The organism is Streptomyces boetiae (assembly GCF_031845405.1).
Lineage (GTDB): Bacteria > Actinomycetota > Actinomycetes > Streptomycetales > Streptomycetaceae > Streptomyces > Streptomyces boetiae.
Window position 1 is genome coordinate 16,066 of record NZ_JAVREN010000055.1, and the last position, 18,362, is coordinate 34,427.

The following is an 18,362-nucleotide window of genomic DNA, read 5'->3' on the forward strand; positions in this document are numbered from 1 at the left end:
CGTCACCCCGCCCCCCGCCGCCTCCGCGGGGGCGGCTAGCGTTGTCGTGGACGCACGACGCAGAAAGAGGGTGGTCCCTTGAGCCGCTCGGTACTCGTCACCGGCGGGAATCGCGGGCTTGGCCTGGCCATTGCCCGTGCCCTCGCCGAGACCGGCGACAAGGTCGCCATCACCTACCGCACCGGGGAGCCCCCCAAGGAGCTGGCCGATCTCGGGTGCCTGGCCGTGAAGTGTGACATCACGGATCCGGAGCAGGTGGAGCAGGCATACAAAGAGATCGAGGATGCGAACGGCCGCGTGACGGTGCTCGTCGCCAACGCCGGCATCACCCGCGACCAGCTACTGCTGCGGATGTCCGAGGAGGACTTCACCTCCGTGGTGGACACCAACCTCACGGGCACCTTCCGGGTGGTCAAGCGCGCGGCCAAGGGGATGCTGCGGGCGCGCACCGGCCGGATCGTCCTGATCTCCTCGGTCGTCGGGCTCAAGGGCTCGGCGGGGCAGACGAATTACTCGGCCGCCAAGGCCGGCCTGATCGGCTTCGGCCGCTCGGTCGCCCGCGAGCTGGCCAGCAGGAACATCACCTGCAACATCGTCGCGCCCGGCTTCATCGACACCGACATGACGCGGGCGCTGGAGGAGGAGGTCCGCGCGGACATCGTCCGGCAGATCCCGCTGGCGCGCTACGGCGGGGCCGAGGATGTCGCCGCGGCCGTGCGCTTCCTGGCCTCCGAGGAAGCCGCTTACATCACTGGAGCCGTCATCCCGGTTGACGGCGGATTGGGCATGGGGCACTGACTATGAGCGGAATTCTGGCCGGGAAGCGCATCCTCGTCACCGGGGTGCTGACCGAGTCCTCGATCGCCTTCCACGCGGCGCGGCTCGCGCAGGAGGAGGGCGCCGAGGTGGTCCTGACCGGCTTCGGGCGCCTGAGCCTGGTGGAGCGCATCGCCAGGCGGCTGCCCAAGCCGGTCCCGGTGATCGAGCTGGACGTGCAGAACCAGGAGCAGCTGGACGGCCTCGCCGCGGCCGTTTCCGGGCACCTGGGCGAGGGCGTCGGGCTCGACGGGGTGGTCCACTCCATCGGCTTCGCGCCGCAGGACGCGCTGGGCGGGAACTTCCTGCACACCGGCTGGGATTCGGTTGCCACCGCGGTGCAGGTCTCCGCGTACTCCCTGAAGTCCCTCACCATGGCGGTGCACCCGCTGCTGCGGCAGCGCGGCGGCTCGGTCGTCGGCCTGGACTTCGACGCGCAGCTGGCCTGGCCGAAGTACGACTGGATGGGCGTGGCAAAGGCCGCGCTGGAGGCGACCTCGCGCTACCTCGCGCGGGACCTGGGCCCGGAGAACATCCGCGTGAACCTGGTCTCGGCCGGCCCGATCAAGTCGATGGCGGCCAAGTCGATCCCGGGCTTCGAGGAGCTGGCCGGGGTCTGGGACACCCGCGCGGCGATGGGCTGGGACACCGCCGACCCGGAGCCGGCGGCGCGCGGCGTGGTGGCGCTGCTCTCCGACTGGTTCCCCAAGACCACGGGCGAGATCGTCCACGTCGACGGCGGCGTCCACATGATGGGCGCCTGACCCCCGGCCACCCCCACGGTGCGCCGCACCCCCCGCGGCACACCCCCGCCGCCCCACCGGGTCCCCCCGCCCTGGTGGGGCGGCGGCTTTTTTCGTCGCCCTTTTCTCGGCCTTGTCGCGACGGCGCCCCGGATCGCGGCCCGGGCTCGGAACGCCCCCTGACCGGAGAATTCATCCCATGATTCTATGATGAGTCGTATGGGGGCTGACGCAGGACGACCGTACGCTCCGGTGCACTGCCCCGGTACTGACCCCCGCGCCGCGCACCCCGGCCGCCCCCGCGGCCGGGCTCGTGGCCACCGGGCTGGTGCTCGCGGCGTTCAACCTCGGACCGGCCATCTCGGGCCTGGGCCCGGTCCTCGCCGAGGCGCGCGCGGACCTGGGGATGAGCGGGGCCGTGGCCGGGCTGCTGACCTCCATACCCGCCCTGTGCTTCGGCCGCTTCGGCGTCGCCGCGCCCCGCCTGGCGCGCCGCTTCGGCCTCGCCGCCATCAGCGCGGGCCTGGCGCTGCGCGCCCTGGACGGCTCCGCCGCGCTGTTCCTGGTCACCACCGCGCTCGCCCTGGCCGGCATCGCCGTGGGCAACGTCCTCATGCCCGTGCTCGTCAAGCGGTACTTCCCCGACCGGGTCGGCGCCATGACGGGCCTGTACTCGGCGGGCTTCGCGGCGGGCACGGCCCTGGCCGCCGCGCTGACCATTCCCGTGGCCTCCGCGGCCGGCGGCTGGCGCGTTGGGCTGGCCGTCTGGTCCGCCTCGGCGGGCCTGGCACTGCTGCCCTGGGCCGTGGTCGCCCTGCGCGCGGGGCGGGACCGGCGGGAGGCCCCCTCCGTCCCGGAGGCCGCCCGGCCGCCGGGGCGGGGGAGCGGGGAGCGCCTTCCGAGCCTGGCCCGCTCGCGCACCGCCCGGTCCCTGGCCGTCCTCTTCGGGCTCCAGGCCACCGCCGCCTACGTCACCCTCGGCTGTGTGCCGCAGATCTTCCGCGACGCCGGGGTGTCCGCCTCCACGGCGGGCCTGCTGCTGGCCGTGATCATGGGCTCGGCGCGCCGCTCGGGTTCGTCCTGCCGCGGATCGCCACCCGCCTGCGCGGGCAGGGCCCGCTGGTCGCCGCCCTCGGCGTCTGCGGCCTGGCCGGGTACGCCGGGCTGGGGCTGGCCTCCGGCGGCCGGGGCCTGGGCCTGGGCCTGGGCGGTGCTGCCCGGCGTCGCCAACTGCGCCTTCCCGTGGCCCTGACCATGATCGGCCTGCGCGCCCGCACCGGCGCCGGGGTCGTGCGCCTGTCCGCGTTCGTGCAGAGCACGGGGTACCTGCTGTGCGTCCCCGGGCCGCTGCTGATCGGCACGCTGAACGACGCCACCGGCGGCTGGCACGTCCCGCTGGCGCTGATGGCGGTGCTCATGGCCGCCCAGATCGTGGCGGGCGCGCCGGCCGGGCGGGACCGCTGCGTGGAGGACGGCGACTGAGTGGGAGACTGGGGGCATGCCAGCGCTCGACCCCCACCCCACCGGCGGCCAGCGGATGCTGCTGCTGATCCTCGGCGCCATGCTCGGCATCGGCGTCCTCATCGCCGTCGTCGCCACCCTCGCCTCGCCCTGAGCTCCCGGCGCGGCCCCGCTCAGCCTTGCTCGGCCCCGCCTCGCCCGCACGGCGGCCCGCGTGCCCGGGGTGGTGCTAGCCCCCCTGTCCCCTAGGGGGTCAGGTTCAGGGAGGACTGGGTGGGTTGCCGGATGGGCCCGGCCGACGGCGGCCCGTAGCGTCGAGGTGTCGGCTTCCCCGGCCGGCGCCCCGACGGAGGGAGACGTGTGATGGCCGCCCGCGCCCAGACCCCAGGCACGCTGCCCGGGCCCGCGCCCGGCGACGGGGCCGCCGCGCGCCCCGCCCCGGAGATACGGCTGAGCTGGTGGGCCCTGGCCATGCCCGCCGTGGCCTTCGCCGCCCTGCTGATGCTGCTGCTCACCGCGGGCGGGGCGGACGCCGCCCCGGGCGCCGCGGGCGCGGAGCGGCAGCCCGCCGGGCAGCTGATGGAGCAGCTCCGGCACGTCCTCCTGCCCTGAGCGCGCGGCCCCCCGGGCGCCCCGGCCGGCACTCCCGCCGGATTCCCAACCCCCCGCGCCACGCCGCCCCTTTCGTGCGAAGCTGGGGCACATGAGCGTCGATGTTCCCCGCAGGATCGTTCTCCTCCGCCACGCGAAGGCCGACTGGCCGCAGGTGTCCGACCACGAACGCCCGCTCGCGGAGCGCGGCCGAAAGGACGCCCCCGCCGCCGGGCGCTGGCTCGCCGGAGCCGGCGTGTCCCCCGAGCTGACCCTGTGCTCCACCGCCACCCGCGCTCGCGACACCTGGAAACTGTTCGCCCCCGAGCTGCCCCGCCGCCCCCGCACGGTCTACGACGACCGGCTCTACGAGGCCAGCCTCGGCGAGCTGATCGCGGTGATCAACGAGACGGACGAGGCCGTCCACGACCTCATGCTCGTCGGGCACAACCCCGGCATCCACGCGCTGGCCGACGCCCTGGCGGGCGTGGCCGACGGCGACACCCGCGCCCGGATGAACCGCGCCGGCTTCGCCACCTCCGGCGTCGCCGTCCTGAGCCACACCGGCAGCTGGAAGGCCGTCGAGCACGGCAGCGCCCGCCTCGTCACCTACTGGGCCCCCACCGGGGGATAGCCCTCCGGCCGCCCCGCCCGCGGGAGGGTCCCCGCCCCACGGCCGGGACCCCGACGGCCCGGTCCGGGCCCCGGGCCCAGACCGGGCCCTAGCCGTGCGCGTCCGCGGCCTCGACCTCTTCGCGGGTGATCCCCAGCAGGTACAGGACGGTGTCCAGGAAGGGCACGGTCACCGCCGTGTGCGCGGCCTCGCGCACCAGCGGCTTGGCGTTGAACGCCACCCCCAGGCCCGCCGCGTTCAGCATGTCCAGGTCGTTGGCGCCGTCCCCGATCGCGACGGTCCGCGACAGCGGCACCCCCGCCTCGGCGGCGAACCGCCGCAGCAGCCGCGCCTTGCCCGCCCGGTCCACGATCTCCCCGGTCACCCGGCCGGTCAGCTGCCCGTCCCGGATCTCCAGCGTGTTGGCCGCGGCGAAGTCCAGCCCGAGCCGGTCCCGCAGCGCGTCCGTCACCTGCGTGAAGCCGCCGGAGACCACGCCCACCTGGCAGCCCAGCCGCTTCAGCGTCCGGATCAGGGTCCGCGCGCCCGGCGTCAGCCGCACCTCCGCGCGCACCTTGTCCACCACCGACTCGTCCAGGCCCTTCAGCAGCGCCACCCGCGCGTGCAGGGACTCCTCGAAGTCCAGCTCGCCGCGCATGGCCGCCGCCGTGACCGCCGTCACCTCCGCCTCGCACCCCGCGTGCGCGGCGAACAGCTCGATCACCTCGTCCTGGATCAGCGTGGAGTCCACGTCCATCACCACCAGGCGCGGCGCCCGCCGCTGGAGCCCCGAGGCGACCACCGCCACGTCCACGGACCGGGCCGCCGCCTCCGCGGCCAGCTCGCCCCGCAGCAGCGCGGTGGGCACTCCCGAGACGTCGAACTCCACGGCAGTGACCGGGTACTTGGCCAGCCGGTAGATCCGGTCGATGTTTCCGCCCGCGGCCGTTATCCGGGCCGCTATCGCCGCCGTCACCTCGGCGGTCAGCGGGTGCCCGAGCACCGTGACGTGGGAGCGGCCCGTGCCGCGCGCGGGGTTGTCCCCGATGCCGGAGATGATCTCCGCCTGGAGCCGGGCCGACTCCGCCCAGCCGTGCACCGTGGCCCGCAGGCTTCCCTCGCCGTCCCGGTCCGGCACGGTCACCAGCGCGCACAGCGTCAGCCGGCCGCGGGTCACCACCTGCTCGATGTCGATCACCTCGACCGAGAACGCTGCCAGGGTCTCGAAGAGACCCGCGGTCAGGCCGGGCCGGTCCTTGCCGAAGATCTTCACCAACAGCGTGGGTGTGGGCTCCCGGTCGGGAGCGTAGTCCGAGTGCGCGGGGATCATGGTGATCCCACCGTAACCCGGGCGAACGGCGCCGCCGTGTCGTGTCCGGCCCGTGGACACGGCGGAGAGATGAACGTCACGGTGCTGCCGAGGTCTGGCGACAGCTTGGTGACTTCCGGGGGGCGGGTTCCCGATCGGGCCTCCGGCCTGGAATAGTTCCCCCACGATCAGTCCACCATCCCTGGGCCTCCTGCGGGGAGGGTGATCGGGGGAACTAGCTTTGTGGGGCAGGGAGTGCCGGAACTCGTACTGGAATTGAACGGACAGACCTGGACACTCGATCCGACCAGGTCGTACAGGATCGGGAGGGACCCCCAGGGCGACCTGGTCCTGCAGGACGCCCGCGTCTCGTGGCACCACGCCACGATCCGCTGGGCGGGCCAGGGCTGGGTGGTCGAGGACCACGGCAGCACCAACGGGACCTACGCCCAGGGCCGGCGCATACAGCAGTTGCCCCTGGCCGGCGGCACGGTCGTTCACCTGGGCAACGCCACCGACGGCCCGCGCATGAACTTCTCCGGGGCCGCGGTGCCCAGCCCGCAGCAGGCCACCTACCAGGCGCCCGCGCCGGCCATGGCCGGCCCCCCGCCCGGGACGCCCCCGCAGCAGCCCGGCTTCGGCGGCCACCCCGCCGCCCCCGCCGGGCCCCCGCCGCAGGGCTCTCCCGTCACTTTCGGCGGCGCCACCAGCCTGCACGACCTGGCCGTCGGCCAGGTCACCCGCATAGGCCGCGCCCTGGAGAACGAGCTGGTCGTCTCCGACCTCCAGGTCTCCCGCTTCCACGCGGAGTTCCTCGCCCACCGCGACGGCCGCTTCGAGATCCACGACCTGGGCAGCCACAACGGCACCTACGTCAACGGCCAGCTCCTGCCGCGCAACGGCCGCCAGTACCTCGGGCAGAACGACACCGTCGGCATCGGCCACTCCACCTTCCGGCTGGTCGGCAGCCAGCTCCAGGAATTCGTCGACACCGGTGAGGTCTCCTTCTCGGCCCGCCACCTGACCGTCAAGGTCAACAACGACCAGCTGACCATCCTCAACGACGTCTCCTTCGGCGTCCCCGAGAAGTCGCTGATCGGCGTCATCGGCCCCTCCGGCTCCGGCAAGTCCACCCTCCTGCGGGCCCTGACCGGCTACCGCCCCGCCACCTACGGCGAGGTGCTGTACGACCACCGCAACCTCTACACGCACTTCGCGGAGCTGCGGCACCGCATCGGCCTGGTCCCGCAGGACGACATCCTGCACACGGCCCTGCCGATCCGCACCGCATTGCGCCTGGCCGCCAAGCTCCGCTTCCCCGGCGACGTCGGCGAGGCCGAGCGCAACGCCCGCGTCGAGGAGGTCCTGGCCGAGCTGAAGCTCAGCCCCCACGCCACCAAGCGCATCTCCTCCCTCTCCGGAGGCCAGCGCAAGCGCGTCTCCGTCGCCCTGGAGCTGCTGACCAAGCCCTCGCTGATCTTCCTCGACGAGCCCACCTCCGGCCTCGACCCGGGCATGGACCGCGACGTGATGCAGCTCCTGCGCGGGCTGGCCGACGACGGCCGCACCGTCCTGGTCGTCACCCACTCGGTCGCCGAGCTGGGCCTGTGCGACCGGGTCCTGGTCATGGCCCCCGGCGGCGGCGTCGCCTACTTCGGCCCGCCGGACGAGGCGCTGAACTTCTTCGGCTACGAGACCTGGGCGGACGTCTTCTCCGCCTTCGAGGAGTACCGCGACTTCGACTGGATGAGCCGCTGGCGCGGCTCCCAGCACTACCAGATGTACGCCGCCGACCTGGACGCCGTGCAGCCGCAGGCCGCGCAGTTCCAGCCGATGGTCATGACCCAGCAGAAGGCCCAGACCTGGGGCTCCCAGGTGCGGACCCTGATGCGCCGCTACGCCGCCGTCATCATGGCCGACCGCGGCTTCCTCGGCCTGACCCTCGCCCTGCCGATCGTCCTCGGCCTGGTCAGCGTCGTCATCCCCGCCGACCACGGCCTGGGCCCCGGCCCGCAGATCCGGAACGGCGACGCCAGCATCATCCTCCTCGTCCTCGTCGTCGGCATGTGCTTCAGCGGCGCCGCCAACGCCGTCCGCGAGCTGATCAAGGAACGCGTCATCTACGAGCGAGAACGGGCCGTCGGCCTCTCCCGCTCCGCCTACCTGATGTCCAAGGTCTTCGTGCTGGGCATCGTCACCATGCTCCAGGCCGGCATCATGGCCGCCATCGGCTTCGCCCCCCGCGACATGCCCCCCGAGGGCCTGGTCCTCGCGGACGCGCCCGCCGTGGAGATGACCATTGTCCTGATGGTCCTGGGCCTCACCTCCATGATGATCGGCCTGGTCATCTCGGCGCTGGTGCGCACCTCCGAGATGACGATGCCCCTGCTGGTCATGATCTCCGTGGTCCAGCTGGTCTTCACCGGCGCGCTCTTCCAGGTCCACGGCACCCTAGGCGTCGAGCAGCTCGCCTGGCTGATGCCCTCCCGCTGGGCCCTGGGCGGGCTGGGCTCCACCACCGCCCTGAACTGGCTGACCGCCCCGCCCAACGAGCTGACCCCCCAGGACCCCGACCCGCTGTGGACCAACGACGCGGGCACCTGGTTCCTCGACGTCGGCATGCTGCTGCTGCTCGCCGTCGCCTGCGGCTTCCTGGTCATGCGCTTCCTGCGCCGCCACGAACCCGAGGTCATGCGCAAGTAGGGGCCGCCGCCCCACCCCGTCCGCCGGCGGGCGCTCCCACCCGGGGGCGCCCGCCCGCGCGTCTGGTCCCCGGGTCCTAGGCCCACCGGCGCACTCCCGCCCCGCCCCGGTCCGATCCGCGACCGGGGCGGGGCACGTTACCGTCTCCCCATGGGGCCCACCTCCGGACTGGCCGCCGTCAGCGCGGCCCTGCTCGCCATGAACCGCACCCTCCAGGTGCGGGACGTGCTCCAGACCATCGTCCGTTCCGCACGCGAACTCCTGGACGCCCGCTACGCCGCCCTCGGCCTGCCCGACGGCAACGGCGGCTTCGCGCAGTTCCTCGTGGACGGGATCAGCGACCGGCAGTGGAAGGCCATCGGCCCCCTGCCCCGCCAGCACGGCATCCTCGCCGCCATGCTCCACGGCGCCGCCCCCGTCCGCCTCACCGACGTCCGCAAGGACCCCCGCTTCGAGGGCTGGCCCGCCGCCCACCCGGAGATGTCCGACTTCCTCGGCATGCCCATCGCCGATGGCCAGGAGGTCCTCGGCGCCCTCTTCCTCGCCAATAAGCGCTGCCCGCCCGCCCGCCGCCGCACCGGCGACGGCTGTGCCTTCACCGCCGAGGACGAGCAGCTCCTTCACCTCCTCGCCGAGCACGCCGCCATCGCCCTCACCAACGCCCGCCTCTACGAACGCAGCCGCGAGCTGACCATCGCCGACGAGCGCGCCCGCCTCGCCCACGAGCTGCACGACGCCGTCGCCCAGAAGCTCTTCTCCCTGCGCCTGACCGCCCAGGCCGCCGCCACCCTCCTGGACCGCGACCCCGAACGCGCCCGCAGCGAGCTGCGCCAGGTCGCCTCCCTGGCCGCCGAGGCCGCCGACGAGCTGCGCTCCGCCGTCATCGAGCTGCGCCCCGCCGCCCTCGACGAGGACGGCCTGATCGCCACGCTGCGCGCCCAGACCCAGGTCCTGGACCGCGCCCACCCCGCCCGCGTCACCTTCGTCTGCCGGGAGGCCCGCGCCCTGCCCGCCGGGCAGGAGGAGGCCCTGCTGCGCGTCGCCCAGGAGGCCCTGCACAACGCCCTGCGCCATGCCGCCCCGCGCCACGTCGCCGTCACTCTCGGGCGCCGCGGCCTGCGCACCGTCCTTCGGGTGGCCGACGACGGGGCCGGCTTCGACCCTGCGGCGGTCCGCGCCGCGGGACGCCACCTGGGCCTGGTCTCCATGCGCGACCGGGCCGCCGCCGTCGGCGGCACGCTGACCGTGGAATCGGCGCCCGGCCAGGGCACCGTGATCGAGATGGAGGTGCCCGGTGGCTGACGCCATCCGCGTCCTGCTGGTGGACGACCACCAGGTCGTCCGCCGCGGCCTGCGGACGTTCCTCGAGGTGCAGGACGACATCGAGGTCGTCGGGGAGGCGGGGGACGGCGCCTCCGGGGTGGCCCGCGCCGAGGAGCTGCGCCCCGACGTGATCCTCATGGACGTCAAGATGCCGGGCAGCGACGGCGTGGAGGCCCTGCGGCGCCTCGGGGAGCTGGGCAATCCCGCCCGCGTCCTCATCGTCACCAGCTTCACCGAGCAGCGCACCGTCGTCCCCGCGCTGCGGGCCGGCGCGGCCGGCTACGTCCACAAGGACATCGACCCCGACGCCCTGGCCGGCGCCATCCGCTCCGTCCACGCCGGGCACGTGCTGCTCCAGCCGGAGGTGGCCGGCGCCCTGCTCGCCCAGGAGGCCGCCCCCGCCCAGGGCAGCCGCGCCGGGTCGCTGACCGAGCGGGAGCGGGAGGTGCTGGCGCTGATCGCCCGCGGGCGCTCCAACCGGGAGATCGCCCGCGCCCTGGTGCTCTCCGAGAAGACCGTGAAGACCCATGTCTCGAACATCCTCATGAAGCTGGACCTGGCCGACCGCACCCAGGCCGCCCTCTGGGCCGTGCGGCACGGGATCTCCGACTGACCCCGCTACCTCCTACGACGCGCCGGGGCAAACAGAACGTCACACCTCGGGCCCACATTCATACGGTCGGGTGTATGTCACCCGAGTGGCGCAACCAGGCCGCGTCCGGACCGTTCTCCAGTGCGCGCCGCGGCACCGAGCCGCGGGCGAAACGCAAGGAAGGTCCAGCAGGTGAACAACTTCAAGAAGGCCGCCGCGATCACCCTCATGGCCGGCGGGATGGCCGCCGCCGGAGCCGGCGTCGCCTCCGCCCACACGCCGGACGCGGTGGGCAGCGCCGTCCACTCCCCGGGCGTCGTCTCCGGCAACGTGATCCAGGCCCCCGTGGACGTGCCCGTCCAGGTCAACGGCAACAGCATCAACGTGATCGGCGTCCTGAACCCGGTCTGGGGCAACGCCGGCTTCCTGGGCTGACGCACCTGGCCGCCCCGGCCCGCACGCCGGGCCGCCGCCCCGCATGACGCGTTGGGCCGAACGTGGGTATCGGGCAATCCGCCCGTGCCGTGCGTTCGGCCCGCGCGTTGTGCAGCGCGCGGCTCCGTCGCCGGGGTCGCCGCTCAGTAACGTCCAGGAGGATCACTACCCATGAACACTGCCAAGAAGGCCGCAGTCGTGCTCGCCGCCGCCGGAGCCGTCGTCGGGACCGCTGCCGGCGCCGCGTCGGCCGCGGGGGACGGGGCGGCCGGCAAGGCCGTGAAGTCCCCGGGCCTGATTTCGGGCAACGTCATCCAGGTGCCCGTGAAGGTCCCGATCCAGTTGGTCGGCAACAGCATCAACGTGGTCGGCATCCTGAACCCGGCGTTCGGCAACACCGGCGCCGCCTCCTGACGCCCGTCGGTTCGACAGCTCCCGGGCCCCCGCGACCTCTCCGGTCCGGGGGCCCGGTGCCGTCCGGGCCCCCGGGGGCCCCGCGCCCCCGCAGGCGCCGGCGCCCCCCTCGTCCCCCGTCCCCGGCCAGGGCGGCGGGGCCCGCTCCCGTCCCGGCCGGCGCCCCGCCCCGGACGTTCCCCGGAAACGGAAGCACTCAGCGCGCCGCGTGCCCCGCCGCACCGGAGGGCGCCACCCCCACCCCGCCGGGCCGCGGCAGCGCCCGCCGCTCGCGCAGCCAGCGATAGGTCATCTCCGGCCGCCCCCGGTCCTGGTACCGCGGGCTGCGCGCGGCCCGGTCCGTGAGGACCAGGTGCTCCAGGTACCGCCGGGCGGTGATCCGGGAGACGCCCACGGCCACGCCCGTCTCGGTCGCGCTGAGGCCCCCCTCGCCCGCCCGCCGCAGCGCGCCGGTGACCGCTGCCAGGGTCGCGCCCGTCAGCCCCTTGGGCAGGGCCGCCGGCCCGGGCACGCGCAGCACGGCCAGCGCCCGGTCCACGTCCTCCTGCCCCTCCGCCTCCCCGCAGGCCCCGCGGAACTCGGCGTACCGCACCAGCCGGTCGCGCAGCGTGGCGAAGGGGAAGGGCTTGAGCACGTACTGCAGGACCCCCAACGAGGCGCAGTCCCGCACCACGGCCAGGTCGCGGTCCCGGGTCACCGCGATCGCGTCGGCGCGGTGGCCCTCCGCGCGCAGGGAGCGCAGCAGGGCCAGCCCGTGGCCGTCCGGCAGGTGGAGGTCGAGCAGCAGCAGGTCGGCCGGGGCCCGGGCGAGCAGCCGACGGGCCTGGGTCCCGGAGGCGGCCGTTCCCACCACGGCGAACCCCGGCACCCGCTCGACGTAGTGACGGTGCGTCTCGGCCGTGGGCCGGTCCGCCTCGATGATCAGCACTCCAATAGGCCGGACGCCCCCGGCTCCCGGCGGCGCGGAGGGCGGTAAGGCTGGGGTGACGGCGGACCCCGCCACGCGGGGCTCGGTCCCGGGGCCGCACAGGTGGCTTCGTTCCATCAGCCCACTCCTCGATTGACGCCAGCCGGCAGCCAGGACACTACATACTCGACTGAGGGTCGACAATGTCGAACGCCTCGGTAACTTATTCGCGCGCGGAACGACCTTGCTCCGCCCGCCCCGCCATCCCCGAGGTGACTCAAGGTCGTTCACCTCGGCGGCGGCGGCCAGTCATCCCTGCCCCTGATGGGGCCCCGGCAAAGGTCCGGCGAAGAAGTGAACTCCCCAAGTGTTCGGTAATGTCGACCATGTGTCGGCATGGTACGTTCCCGGCTGCCCTGACCGTCTCGCACACCGAGGAGCCGCCAGGTCCTGTGCCACGCGTGGGTCGCGCAGGCCGTACAGAGAACGCGGGCGCGCCGCCCGCATCATCCGACCGGGCCTGATCACCACCCTCGCCCGCGCCGCGCTCGCCACCGGCGCCCCGGGCGCCACCGCCGCCGACCGCGCCCCGGATCCCGCCCCCGCGAGCACCCCGGACACCCGCGAGGCCACCCCCGCCGGCGCCCGCGCCATCCGCCGCGAGGCCGCCCGCGCCGACACCCCCTGACCCCCGGCCCCCAGGGCCCACCGGTCCCTAGACCTACACCCGCCCAGCCCGGACTCCGCCCCAGGAGCCCGGGCCCGGCGGCCCGTTCAGCCGCCCTGCCGCTCCAGCTCCTCCGCGTACGCGTTGTACGCCGCCACCCGCGCCCGCCGCGCCGCCCGCTCCACGCCCCGCAACAGCCGGTCCCGCTCCGCGATCTGGCCCGCGCTCACCGCCGCCCCGTGCGCCAGCGCCTCCTCCTCCACGCCCGCCTCCTCCGCGATCTCCACCAGCCCGCCCACCCGCTGCGCCAGCTCCAGCACCCGCACCGCTCGCGGCGGATACCCCGGCGCCAGCAACTGCCGCCCGCTTTCCATCCGCGCCCGGTACGCCTCCAGCCGTGCCATCGCCATCGGCCCCGCCCCCGCCAGGTCCAGCCGCGTCAGCGCCTCCGTCGTCTCCCGCAGCACCTCGGCCAGCTCCCGCTCCGCCTCGCCCAGCGAGGGCACGTCCGCCGGCGGGGCCTGCCGCACCGGGAGACAGCGCCACACCACCTCCGTCAGCACGTCCCCGGCCGGGCCCGCCTCGCTCACCTCCGGCACCAGCCCCAACACCGCCCTCCCCGCCGCGATCACGGCCTCCCCGGCCTCCATCGCCGCCGCGTTGAACTCCGGAGGCCCGCTCAGCCCCAGGGGATGCCCCGGCGCGGGCAACGCGATCCGCAGCCCCGCCACGCCCAGCGAACGCAGCCGCCCCAGCGCCAGCGTCAGCCCCACCGGCCCGGTCTCCTCCGGAAGGTCCACCACCCGGTGCACCGTGTCCCCGCCGACCACCCGCGAGGCCGCGTCATCCGGCGAGACCAGTCCGGCGAACAGGGCATTGCCCCAGGCGGCGAGCCGCCCCGCACGAGGTTCGTATCGCATGCCCTCTACCTTAGGGAAGGAAGCCCGGCAGACCTCCCGAGCGCCTCCCCGGACCCGGCTCCGGGCCGCGGTGGCGTAGGTTTTGCCCTGGGGAAACGACGGCAACCGCATGGGGAGAGACCGCGCGCATGAGCGATGTACTGGAGCTGGTGGACGTATCCGTGGTCCGCGACGGCCGTGCTCTGGTGGAGAAGGTCTCCTGGGCCGTCTCCGAGGGCGAGCGCTGGGTCATCCTCGGTCCCAACGGCGCGGGCAAGACGACCCTCCTGAACATCGCCTCCAGCTACCTCTTCCCCACCTCGGGCACCGTCCAGATCCTCGGCGAAAAGCTCGGCGGCGTCGACGTCTTCGAGCTGCGCCCCCGCATCGGCATGGCCAGCAGCGCCCTCGCCGACAAGCTCTCCCGCCGCCAGACGGTCCTCCAGACCGTCCTCACCGCCGCCTACGGCATGACCGCCGGCTGGCAGGAGACCTACGACGAGATGGACGAGCGCCGCGCCCGCGCCTTCCTGGACCGCCTGGGCATGAGCGACTTCCTCGACCGCAGATTCGGCACCCTCTCCGAGGGAGAACGCAAGCGGACCCAGATCGCCCGCGCCCTGATGACCGACCCCGAGCTGCTCCTGCTCGACGAGCCCGCCGCCGGCCTGGACCTCGGCGGACGTGAGGACCTGGTCCGCCGCCTCGGCCGCCTGGCCCGCGACTCCTACGCCCCCTCCATGATCATGGTCACGCACCACGTCGAGGAGATCGCCCCCGGCTTCACCCACGTCCTCCTCATCCGCCAGGGCCGCGTCCTGGCGGCCGGCCCCGTCGAGGAGGTCCTCACCTCCGCCCAGCTCTCCCACTGCTTCGGCCTCCCGCTCATCGTCGAACGCCAGGGCGAGCGCTGGACCGCCCACGGCCTGCCGCTGACCTGAGCCCCGGAGCGGCCCGCCACGCCCGGGCCGCGCCCCGGCCCCGAGCTGAGTCCCGCTCAGTCCGGCGGGCGCCCGGGCCTGTTCCCGAGGGTGCCCGTCGGACTACCATGATTTTGTGGACTTTTGGGTGTGGTGGCTCATCGCCGCCGGAGGATTCGCTATCGCGCTCGTCCTGACCGCCATGCCGGAGCTGGGCATGATCGCCGTCGGCGGCCTCGCCGCGGCCCTGACGGGCGCCCTCACCGACAGCCTGGTCGTCCAGGTCCTCGTCTTCGCCGTCGTCTCCACCGCCCTCATCCTCGCCGTGCGGCCCTTCGCCCGCAGCTCGCGCACCCAGCCGCCCGCGCTGCGCTCCGGCTCCGACGCGCTGATGGGACGGACCGCCGTGGTGCTGGAGCGCGTGGACGCCTCCACCGGCCGCATCAAGCTCGCCGGCGAGGTCTGGTCCGCCCGCTCGCTCGGCGAGGACGACACCTACGAGCCCGGCAGTCAGGTCAGCGTCGTCGAAATCGACGGGGCCACCGCCGTCGTGATGTGATGACCCCGCCACTTCACCGACAATCGTTCCAACTCAACTAGCAGCAGGGGGAGTACACGATGGACGCCATCATCATCGTGCTGGTCATCCTGGTGGTGCTGGTCGTCATCGCGCTCGTCCAGACCATCCAGGTCATCCAGCAGGCCAGCGCCGCCATCGTCGAGCGCTTCGGCCGCTACACCCGCACCCTCAACGCCGGGCTGAACATCGTCGTCCCGTTCATCGACCGCATCCGGAACCGCATCGACCTCCGCGAGCAGGTCGTGCCCTTCCCGCCGCAGCCGGTGATCACCCAGGACAACCTGGTGGTCAACATCGACACCGTCATCTATTACCAGGTGACCGACGCCCGCGCCGCCACCTACGAGGTGTCCAACTACATCCAGGCCATCGAGCAGCTCACCGTCACCACCCTGCGCAACATCATCGGCGGCATGGACCTGGAGCGCACCCTCACCTCCCGCGAGGAGATCAACGCCGCCCTCCGCGGCGTCCTCGACGAGGCCACCGGCAAGTGGGGCATCCGCGTCAACCGCGTCGAGCTGAAGGCCATCGAGCCCCCCACCTCCATCCAGGACTCGATGGAGAAGCAGATGCGCGCCGACCGGGACAAGCGCGCCGCCATCCTCCAGGCCGAGGGCGTCCGGCAGTCCGAGATCCTCCAGGCCGAGGGCGCCAAGCAGTCCGAGATCCTGCGCGCCGAGGGCGACGCCAAGGCCGCGGCCCTCCGCGCCGAGGGCGAGGCCCAGGCCATCCGCACCGTCTTCGAGGCCATCCACGCCGGCGACGCCGACCAGAAGCTCCTCTCCTACCAGTACGTCCAGATGCTCCCGAAGATCGCCGAGGGCGACGCGAACAAACTCTGGATCGTGCCCAGCGAGATCGGCGAGGCCCTCAAGGGCCTGGGCGGCAACCTCAGCCGCTTCACCGCCCCCAACGGCGGCGGCCCCGCCGACGACGGCGGCCCCGCCCTGGACAAGCCCGCCCGCCGCGAGCAGCCCCGCATCGAATAACGCCCCGGGTACCCGCCGCCCCACCGGCGCGCGCGCCCCGGAACATCGAACGGCCCCGCCCGCCCCGGCATCCACGCCGGAACGGACGGGGCCGTCCCCGTTCCCCTCGGACCCGCTCAGGAGGCCTCGGCCCCCCGTACCGCCGGCCACTCCGGCAGCGCGGCCCCGCCCCCCTGGCCGACCGCGTCCCCCTCGTCCCCCTCGTTCCACCGCACGCCCACCGCCAGCAGCAGCGCGTCCGCCGGCGTCGGCTCGAACGGCCGTACCAGCAGCCGCATCCCCGCCTGCATCGGAGTCCGGGCCGCCTTGCGGTGGTTGTCCTCCGTGCAGGCCGCCACCGTGTTCAGCCAGGTGTCCCCGCCGCCCTGGGCCCGCGGCACCACGTGGTCGACCGTGGTCGCCCGGCGCCCGCAGTACGCGCACCGGAACCGGTCACGTACCAGCACGCCCCGCCGCGACCACGGGGCCCGTTGTCGGAAGGGCACCCGCACGAAGCGCCGCAGCCGGATCACCTGCGGCACCGGCAGCTCCACCGCCGCGGCCCGCACCCGCAGCCCCGGGTGTGCGTGCTCGACGTCGGCCTTCTGCTGAAGCACCAGCACCACCGCACGCCGCAGGGACACCGTCGCCAACGGCTCGTAACTCGCGTTGAGTACAAGGGTCTGCCGCATCCCGCCCACCTCCCGGCCGCATCCCCGCCCCTCGGCGGGCCGCAACCACTCTGCCGCCGCCCGCAGGGCCCGACAAAGCAATTTCCGCCGGACGGGAGGCGAACATCAGGCCGCGCGAGAGGCGGGGGAGGGAGGCGGGAAACGTCCTCAGGTGGAGGCCGGGTTCTCGTACGTCCCGATCAGATGCGCCCGCCCGAGCGCGTGGAAACGCAGCATGAAGCCCACCACCGCGGGCGTCGCGCCCGCATCCGGCCCCAGTTCCTCGCCGTCCACCGCGTACACCGTGAAGACGTACCGGTGCGGCCCGTCCCCGGGCGGCGGCGCCGCGCCCCCGAACTCCCGGTCGCCGTAGTCGTTCCGCACCTGCACGGCCCCCGCCGGCAGCCCGGCCCCGTCCGCGGTGCCCGCCCCGGCCGGCAGCTCGGTCACCGACGCCGGGATGTTGAACACCACCCAGTGCCAGAACCCGCTGCCCGTCGGCGCGTCCGGGTCGAAGCAGGTCACGGCGAAGCTCCTCGTGCCCTCCGGCGCGCCCGACCACCGCAGGTGCGGCGAGGAGTTCCCGCCCGCCTGAACCTGCGTGTCCTTCAGCGGCCCCCCGTCCACCAGGTCGTCGCTCACCACCGTGAACGACGCCACCGGCGGGTGGAAGTCGTGCGGCAGCGGACGCCGCCCCAACTCGGCCATGGGATCTCCCTCTCTCCGACCTTCTCCTTGATCCAACGCTGCCCGCGTTAGCCTAGTCAGCCGCCATGTACCTCACGGACCAGCCACTCCCCAGGACCTTCTTCGACCGCCCCGTCCTGGAGGTCGCCCCCGACCTCCTCGGCCGCACCCTCGTGCGCAACCTCCCCGACGGCCGCGTCACCGTGCGCCTGACCGAGGTCGAGGCCTACAACGGCGAGGCCGACCCCGGCTCCCACGCCTACCGCGGTCGCACCCGCCGCAACGCCAGCATGTACGGGCCCCCCGGACACACGTACGTCTACTTCACCTACGGCATGTGGCACTGCGTGAACCTCGTCTGCGGCCCCGAGGGCTTCGCCTCCGGAGTCCTGCTGCGCGCCGGCGAGATCCTCACCGGCGCCGAACTGGTCCGGCTGCGCCGCCCCACCGCGCGCAACGACGCCGAGCTGGCCAGGGGACCGGCCCGCCTCGCCACCGCCCTCGACGTCGACCGCCCCCTCGACGGCACCGACGTGTGCGGACCCGACCCCGGCGCCCCGCTGCGCCTCCTCGCCGGAACGCCCGTACCCCGCGCCTCCGTCGAGCAGGGCCCGCGCACGGGCGTCGGCGGCGAGGGCGCCCTCCAGCCCTGGCGGTTCTGGATCCCCGGCGACCCCTCCGTCAGCCCCTACCGGGCGCACCAGGGGCGCCGCAGGCGGTCTTGACTTGACGCCGGGGGACGTGAGCCGTAATGTTGGTCGAGTCGCCTCACGCGGAGAGCGGTTTCCAGCAGTCGCAGGACTCGCTGAAGACGCTCCGCAGGCGCACCACCATTCAGCTCAGATCTCCCCACCGGGAGTTCTTCGGCACGCCGAAATCGGGTCCCCCGGACGCGGATTAGGTCGTGACCGGGAGGTCGGCTAATATGGTGGCACACCGAAGGGAAGCCGCCCGGGAATTGCCCTGGGAGAGCGACCGTTCCTTGAGAACTCAACAGCGTGCTTTTGGATAGTCAACGCCAAGTTTTTTGTTTTGCTTATGGATCATTCACGGAGAGTTT

22 protein-coding genes are annotated in these 18,362 nt (G+C 73.7%); 17 read left to right on the forward strand and 5 right to left on the reverse strand.

What is annotated here, in order from left to right:
* Window positions 1-78: 78 nt before the first annotated feature.
* The 7 genes from fabG (at window position 79) to RM780_RS24530 (ending at window position 4,245) form a co-directional block, all read left to right on the forward strand.
* Window positions 79-798: a 3-oxoacyl-[acyl-carrier-protein] reductase gene (gene fabG / locus RM780_RS24505; protein ID WP_311633064.1), complete on the forward strand. Its 720-nt coding sequence runs from the start codon at window positions 79-81 to the stop codon at window positions 796-798.
* A gap of 2 nt (window positions 799-800) precedes the next feature.
* On the forward strand, window positions 801-1,580 hold the full coding sequence (gene fabI / locus RM780_RS24510) for an enoyl-ACP reductase FabI (RefSeq protein WP_311633065.1): 780 nt from the start codon (window positions 801-803) through the stop codon (window positions 1,578-1,580).
* 292 nt (window positions 1,581-1,872) lie between these two features.
* Window positions 1,873-2,811 (forward strand): MFS transporter, encoded by a 939-nt coding sequence (locus tag RM780_RS24515; RefSeq protein ID WP_394813071.1) that lies wholly within the window; start codon window positions 1,873-1,875, stop codon window positions 2,809-2,811.
* Entirely contained in the window at window positions 2,802-3,041 is a 240-nt protein-coding gene (locus RM780_RS27915; protein WP_394813072.1) for a hypothetical protein, read from the forward strand. Before RM780_RS24515 ends, RM780_RS27915 begins: the two co-directional genes overlap by 10 nt.
* Window positions 3,042-3,057: 16 nt before the next feature.
* On the forward strand, window positions 3,058-3,174 hold the full coding sequence (locus tag RM780_RS24520; RefSeq protein WP_311633066.1) for an SGM_5486 family transporter-associated protein: 117 nt from the start codon (window positions 3,058-3,060) through the stop codon (window positions 3,172-3,174).
* A 209-nt stretch (window positions 3,175-3,383) separates the two neighbouring features.
* Complete coding sequence (locus tag RM780_RS24525) at window positions 3,384-3,632, forward strand: hypothetical protein (RefSeq protein WP_311633067.1); 249 nt, start codon at window positions 3,384-3,386, stop codon at window positions 3,630-3,632.
* A 91-nt stretch (window positions 3,633-3,723) separates the two neighbouring features.
* Window positions 3,724-4,245, forward strand: coding sequence for a SixA phosphatase family protein (locus RM780_RS24530; protein WP_311633068.1), 522 nt, complete (start codon window positions 3,724-3,726; stop codon window positions 4,243-4,245).
* A gap of 88 nt (window positions 4,246-4,333) precedes the next feature.
* Here RM780_RS24530 and serB read toward each other — a convergent pair whose 3' ends face one another.
* Window positions 4,334-5,554, reverse strand: coding sequence for a phosphoserine phosphatase SerB (gene serB, locus RM780_RS24535; protein WP_311633069.1), 1,221 nt, complete (start codon window positions 5,552-5,554; stop codon window positions 4,334-4,336).
* 234 nt (window positions 5,555-5,788) lie between these two features.
* On the opposite strand from serB, the gene RM780_RS24540 reads away from it, so the two are divergent.
* The 5 genes from RM780_RS24540 (at window position 5,789) to RM780_RS24560 (ending at window position 11,000) form a co-directional block, all read left to right on the forward strand.
* A complete protein-coding gene (locus RM780_RS24540) occupies window positions 5,789-8,236 on the forward strand; it encodes an FHA domain-containing protein (protein WP_311633070.1) in 2,448 nt (815 codons plus the stop codon).
* Between the two features lie 150 nt (window positions 8,237-8,386).
* On the forward strand, window positions 8,387-9,538 hold the full coding sequence (locus RM780_RS24545) for a GAF domain-containing sensor histidine kinase (RefSeq protein WP_311633071.1): 1,152 nt from the start codon (window positions 8,387-8,389) through the stop codon (window positions 9,536-9,538).
* Entirely contained in the window at window positions 9,531-10,172 is a 642-nt protein-coding gene (locus RM780_RS24550; RefSeq protein ID WP_311633072.1) for a response regulator transcription factor, read from the forward strand. Before RM780_RS24545 ends, RM780_RS24550 begins: the two co-directional genes overlap by 8 nt.
* A 171-nt stretch (window positions 10,173-10,343) precedes the next feature.
* Window positions 10,344-10,586 carry a chaplin gene (locus RM780_RS24555; RefSeq protein ID WP_311633073.1) on the forward strand — a complete coding sequence of 81 codons (243 nt, stop codon included), beginning with the start codon at window positions 10,344-10,346 and terminating at the stop codon, window positions 10,584-10,586.
* A 171-nt stretch (window positions 10,587-10,757) separates the two neighbouring features.
* Window positions 10,758-11,000: a chaplin gene (locus RM780_RS24560; protein WP_311633074.1), complete on the forward strand. Its 243-nt coding sequence runs from the start codon at window positions 10,758-10,760 to the stop codon at window positions 10,998-11,000.
* Window positions 11,001-11,196: 196 nt separating this feature from the next.
* On the opposite strand, the gene RM780_RS24565 is transcribed toward RM780_RS24560, so the two are convergent.
* Window positions 11,197-11,919, reverse strand: coding sequence for a response regulator (locus RM780_RS24565; RefSeq protein WP_394813073.1), 723 nt, complete (start codon window positions 11,917-11,919; stop codon window positions 11,197-11,199).
* Between the two features lie 376 nt (window positions 11,920-12,295).
* Between RM780_RS24565 and RM780_RS24570 the strand changes: the two genes are divergently transcribed.
* Window positions 12,296-12,595: a hypothetical protein gene (locus RM780_RS24570; RefSeq protein ID WP_311633076.1), complete on the forward strand. Its 300-nt coding sequence runs from the start codon at window positions 12,296-12,298 to the stop codon at window positions 12,593-12,595.
* Between the two features lie 86 nt (window positions 12,596-12,681).
* On the opposite strand, the gene RM780_RS24575 is transcribed toward RM780_RS24570, so the two are convergent.
* The gene (locus RM780_RS24575; RefSeq protein ID WP_311633077.1) at window positions 12,682-13,494 is read right to left on the reverse strand and encodes a hypothetical protein; all 813 of its coding nucleotides are present in this window, start codon (window positions 13,492-13,494) and stop codon (window positions 12,682-12,684) included.
* A 128-nt stretch (window positions 13,495-13,622) separates the two neighbouring features.
* On the opposite strand from RM780_RS24575, the gene RM780_RS24580 reads away from it, so the two are divergent.
* From RM780_RS24580 to RM780_RS24590, 3 genes are all read left to right on the forward strand, one after another.
* Window positions 13,623-14,414 carry an ABC transporter ATP-binding protein gene (locus RM780_RS24580; protein WP_311633078.1) on the forward strand — a complete coding sequence of 264 codons (792 nt, stop codon included), beginning with the start codon at window positions 13,623-13,625 and terminating at the stop codon, window positions 14,412-14,414.
* Window positions 14,415-14,529: 115 nt separating this feature from the next.
* On the forward strand, window positions 14,530-14,952 hold the full coding sequence (locus RM780_RS24585; RefSeq protein WP_311633079.1) for an NfeD family protein: 423 nt from the start codon (window positions 14,530-14,532) through the stop codon (window positions 14,950-14,952).
* A gap of 59 nt (window positions 14,953-15,011) precedes the next feature.
* Entirely contained in the window at window positions 15,012-15,965 is a 954-nt protein-coding gene (locus RM780_RS24590; protein WP_311633080.1) for an SPFH domain-containing protein, read from the forward strand.
* 116 nt (window positions 15,966-16,081) lie between these two features.
* Here RM780_RS24590 and RM780_RS24595 read toward each other — a convergent pair whose 3' ends face one another.
* Together RM780_RS24595 and RM780_RS24600 are read right to left on the reverse strand one after the other, a co-directional pair.
* Window positions 16,082-16,636, reverse strand: a complete 555-nt coding sequence (locus RM780_RS24595) for an HNH endonuclease (protein WP_311633081.1) — start codon at window positions 16,634-16,636, stop codon at window positions 16,082-16,084.
* Window positions 16,637-16,783: 147 nt separating this feature from the next.
* Window positions 16,784-17,323 carry a YbhB/YbcL family Raf kinase inhibitor-like protein gene (locus RM780_RS24600; protein ID WP_311633082.1) on the reverse strand — a complete coding sequence of 180 codons (540 nt, stop codon included), beginning with the start codon at window positions 17,321-17,323 and terminating at the stop codon, window positions 16,784-16,786.
* Between the two features lie 65 nt (window positions 17,324-17,388).
* Between RM780_RS24600 and RM780_RS24605 the strand changes: the two genes are divergently transcribed.
* On the forward strand, window positions 17,389-18,027 hold the full coding sequence (locus tag RM780_RS24605; protein WP_311633083.1) for a DNA-3-methyladenine glycosylase: 639 nt from the start codon (window positions 17,389-17,391) through the stop codon (window positions 18,025-18,027).
* Window positions 18,028-18,362: the final 335 nt, after the last annotated feature.

What these genes read in the sequence shown, in the direction of transcription:
- fabI (WP_311633065.1), top strand. Translation starts at nt 801, where the DNA reads ATGAGCGGAATTCTGGCCGGGAAGCGCATCCTCGTCACCGGGGTGCTG.
- RM780_RS24520 (WP_311633066.1), top strand. Translation starts at nt 3,058, where the DNA reads ATGCCAGCGCTCGACCCCCACCCCACCGGCGGCCAGCGGATGCTGCTG.
- RM780_RS24525 (WP_311633067.1), top strand. Translation starts at nt 3,384, where the DNA reads ATGGCCGCCCGCGCCCAGACCCCAGGCACGCTGCCCGGGCCCGCGCCC.
- RM780_RS24530 (WP_311633068.1), top strand. Translation starts at nt 3,724, where the DNA reads ATGAGCGTCGATGTTCCCCGCAGGATCGTTCTCCTCCGCCACGCGAAG.
- serB (WP_311633069.1), bottom strand. Translation starts at nt 5,554, where the DNA reads ATGATCCCCGCGCACTCGGACTACGCTCCCGACCGGGAGCCCACACCC.
- RM780_RS24545 (WP_311633071.1), top strand. Translation starts at nt 8,387, where the DNA reads ATGGGGCCCACCTCCGGACTGGCCGCCGTCAGCGCGGCCCTGCTCGCC.
- RM780_RS24560 (WP_311633074.1), top strand. Translation starts at nt 10,758, where the DNA reads ATGAACACTGCCAAGAAGGCCGCAGTCGTGCTCGCCGCCGCCGGAGCC.
- RM780_RS24575 (WP_311633077.1), bottom strand. Translation starts at nt 13,494, where the DNA reads ATGCGATACGAACCTCGTGCGGGGCGGCTCGCCGCCTGGGGCAATGCC.
- RM780_RS24580 (WP_311633078.1), top strand. Translation starts at nt 13,623, where the DNA reads ATGAGCGATGTACTGGAGCTGGTGGACGTATCCGTGGTCCGCGACGGC.
- RM780_RS24590 (WP_311633080.1), top strand. Translation starts at nt 15,012, where the DNA reads ATGGACGCCATCATCATCGTGCTGGTCATCCTGGTGGTGCTGGTCGTC.
- RM780_RS24595 (WP_311633081.1), bottom strand. Translation starts at nt 16,636, where the DNA reads ATGCGGCAGACCCTTGTACTCAACGCGAGTTACGAGCCGTTGGCGACG.
- RM780_RS24600 (WP_311633082.1), bottom strand. Translation starts at nt 17,323, where the DNA reads ATGGCCGAGTTGGGGCGGCGTCCGCTGCCGCACGACTTCCACCCGCCG.
- RM780_RS24605 (WP_311633083.1), top strand. Translation starts at nt 17,389, where the DNA reads ATGTACCTCACGGACCAGCCACTCCCCAGGACCTTCTTCGACCGCCCC.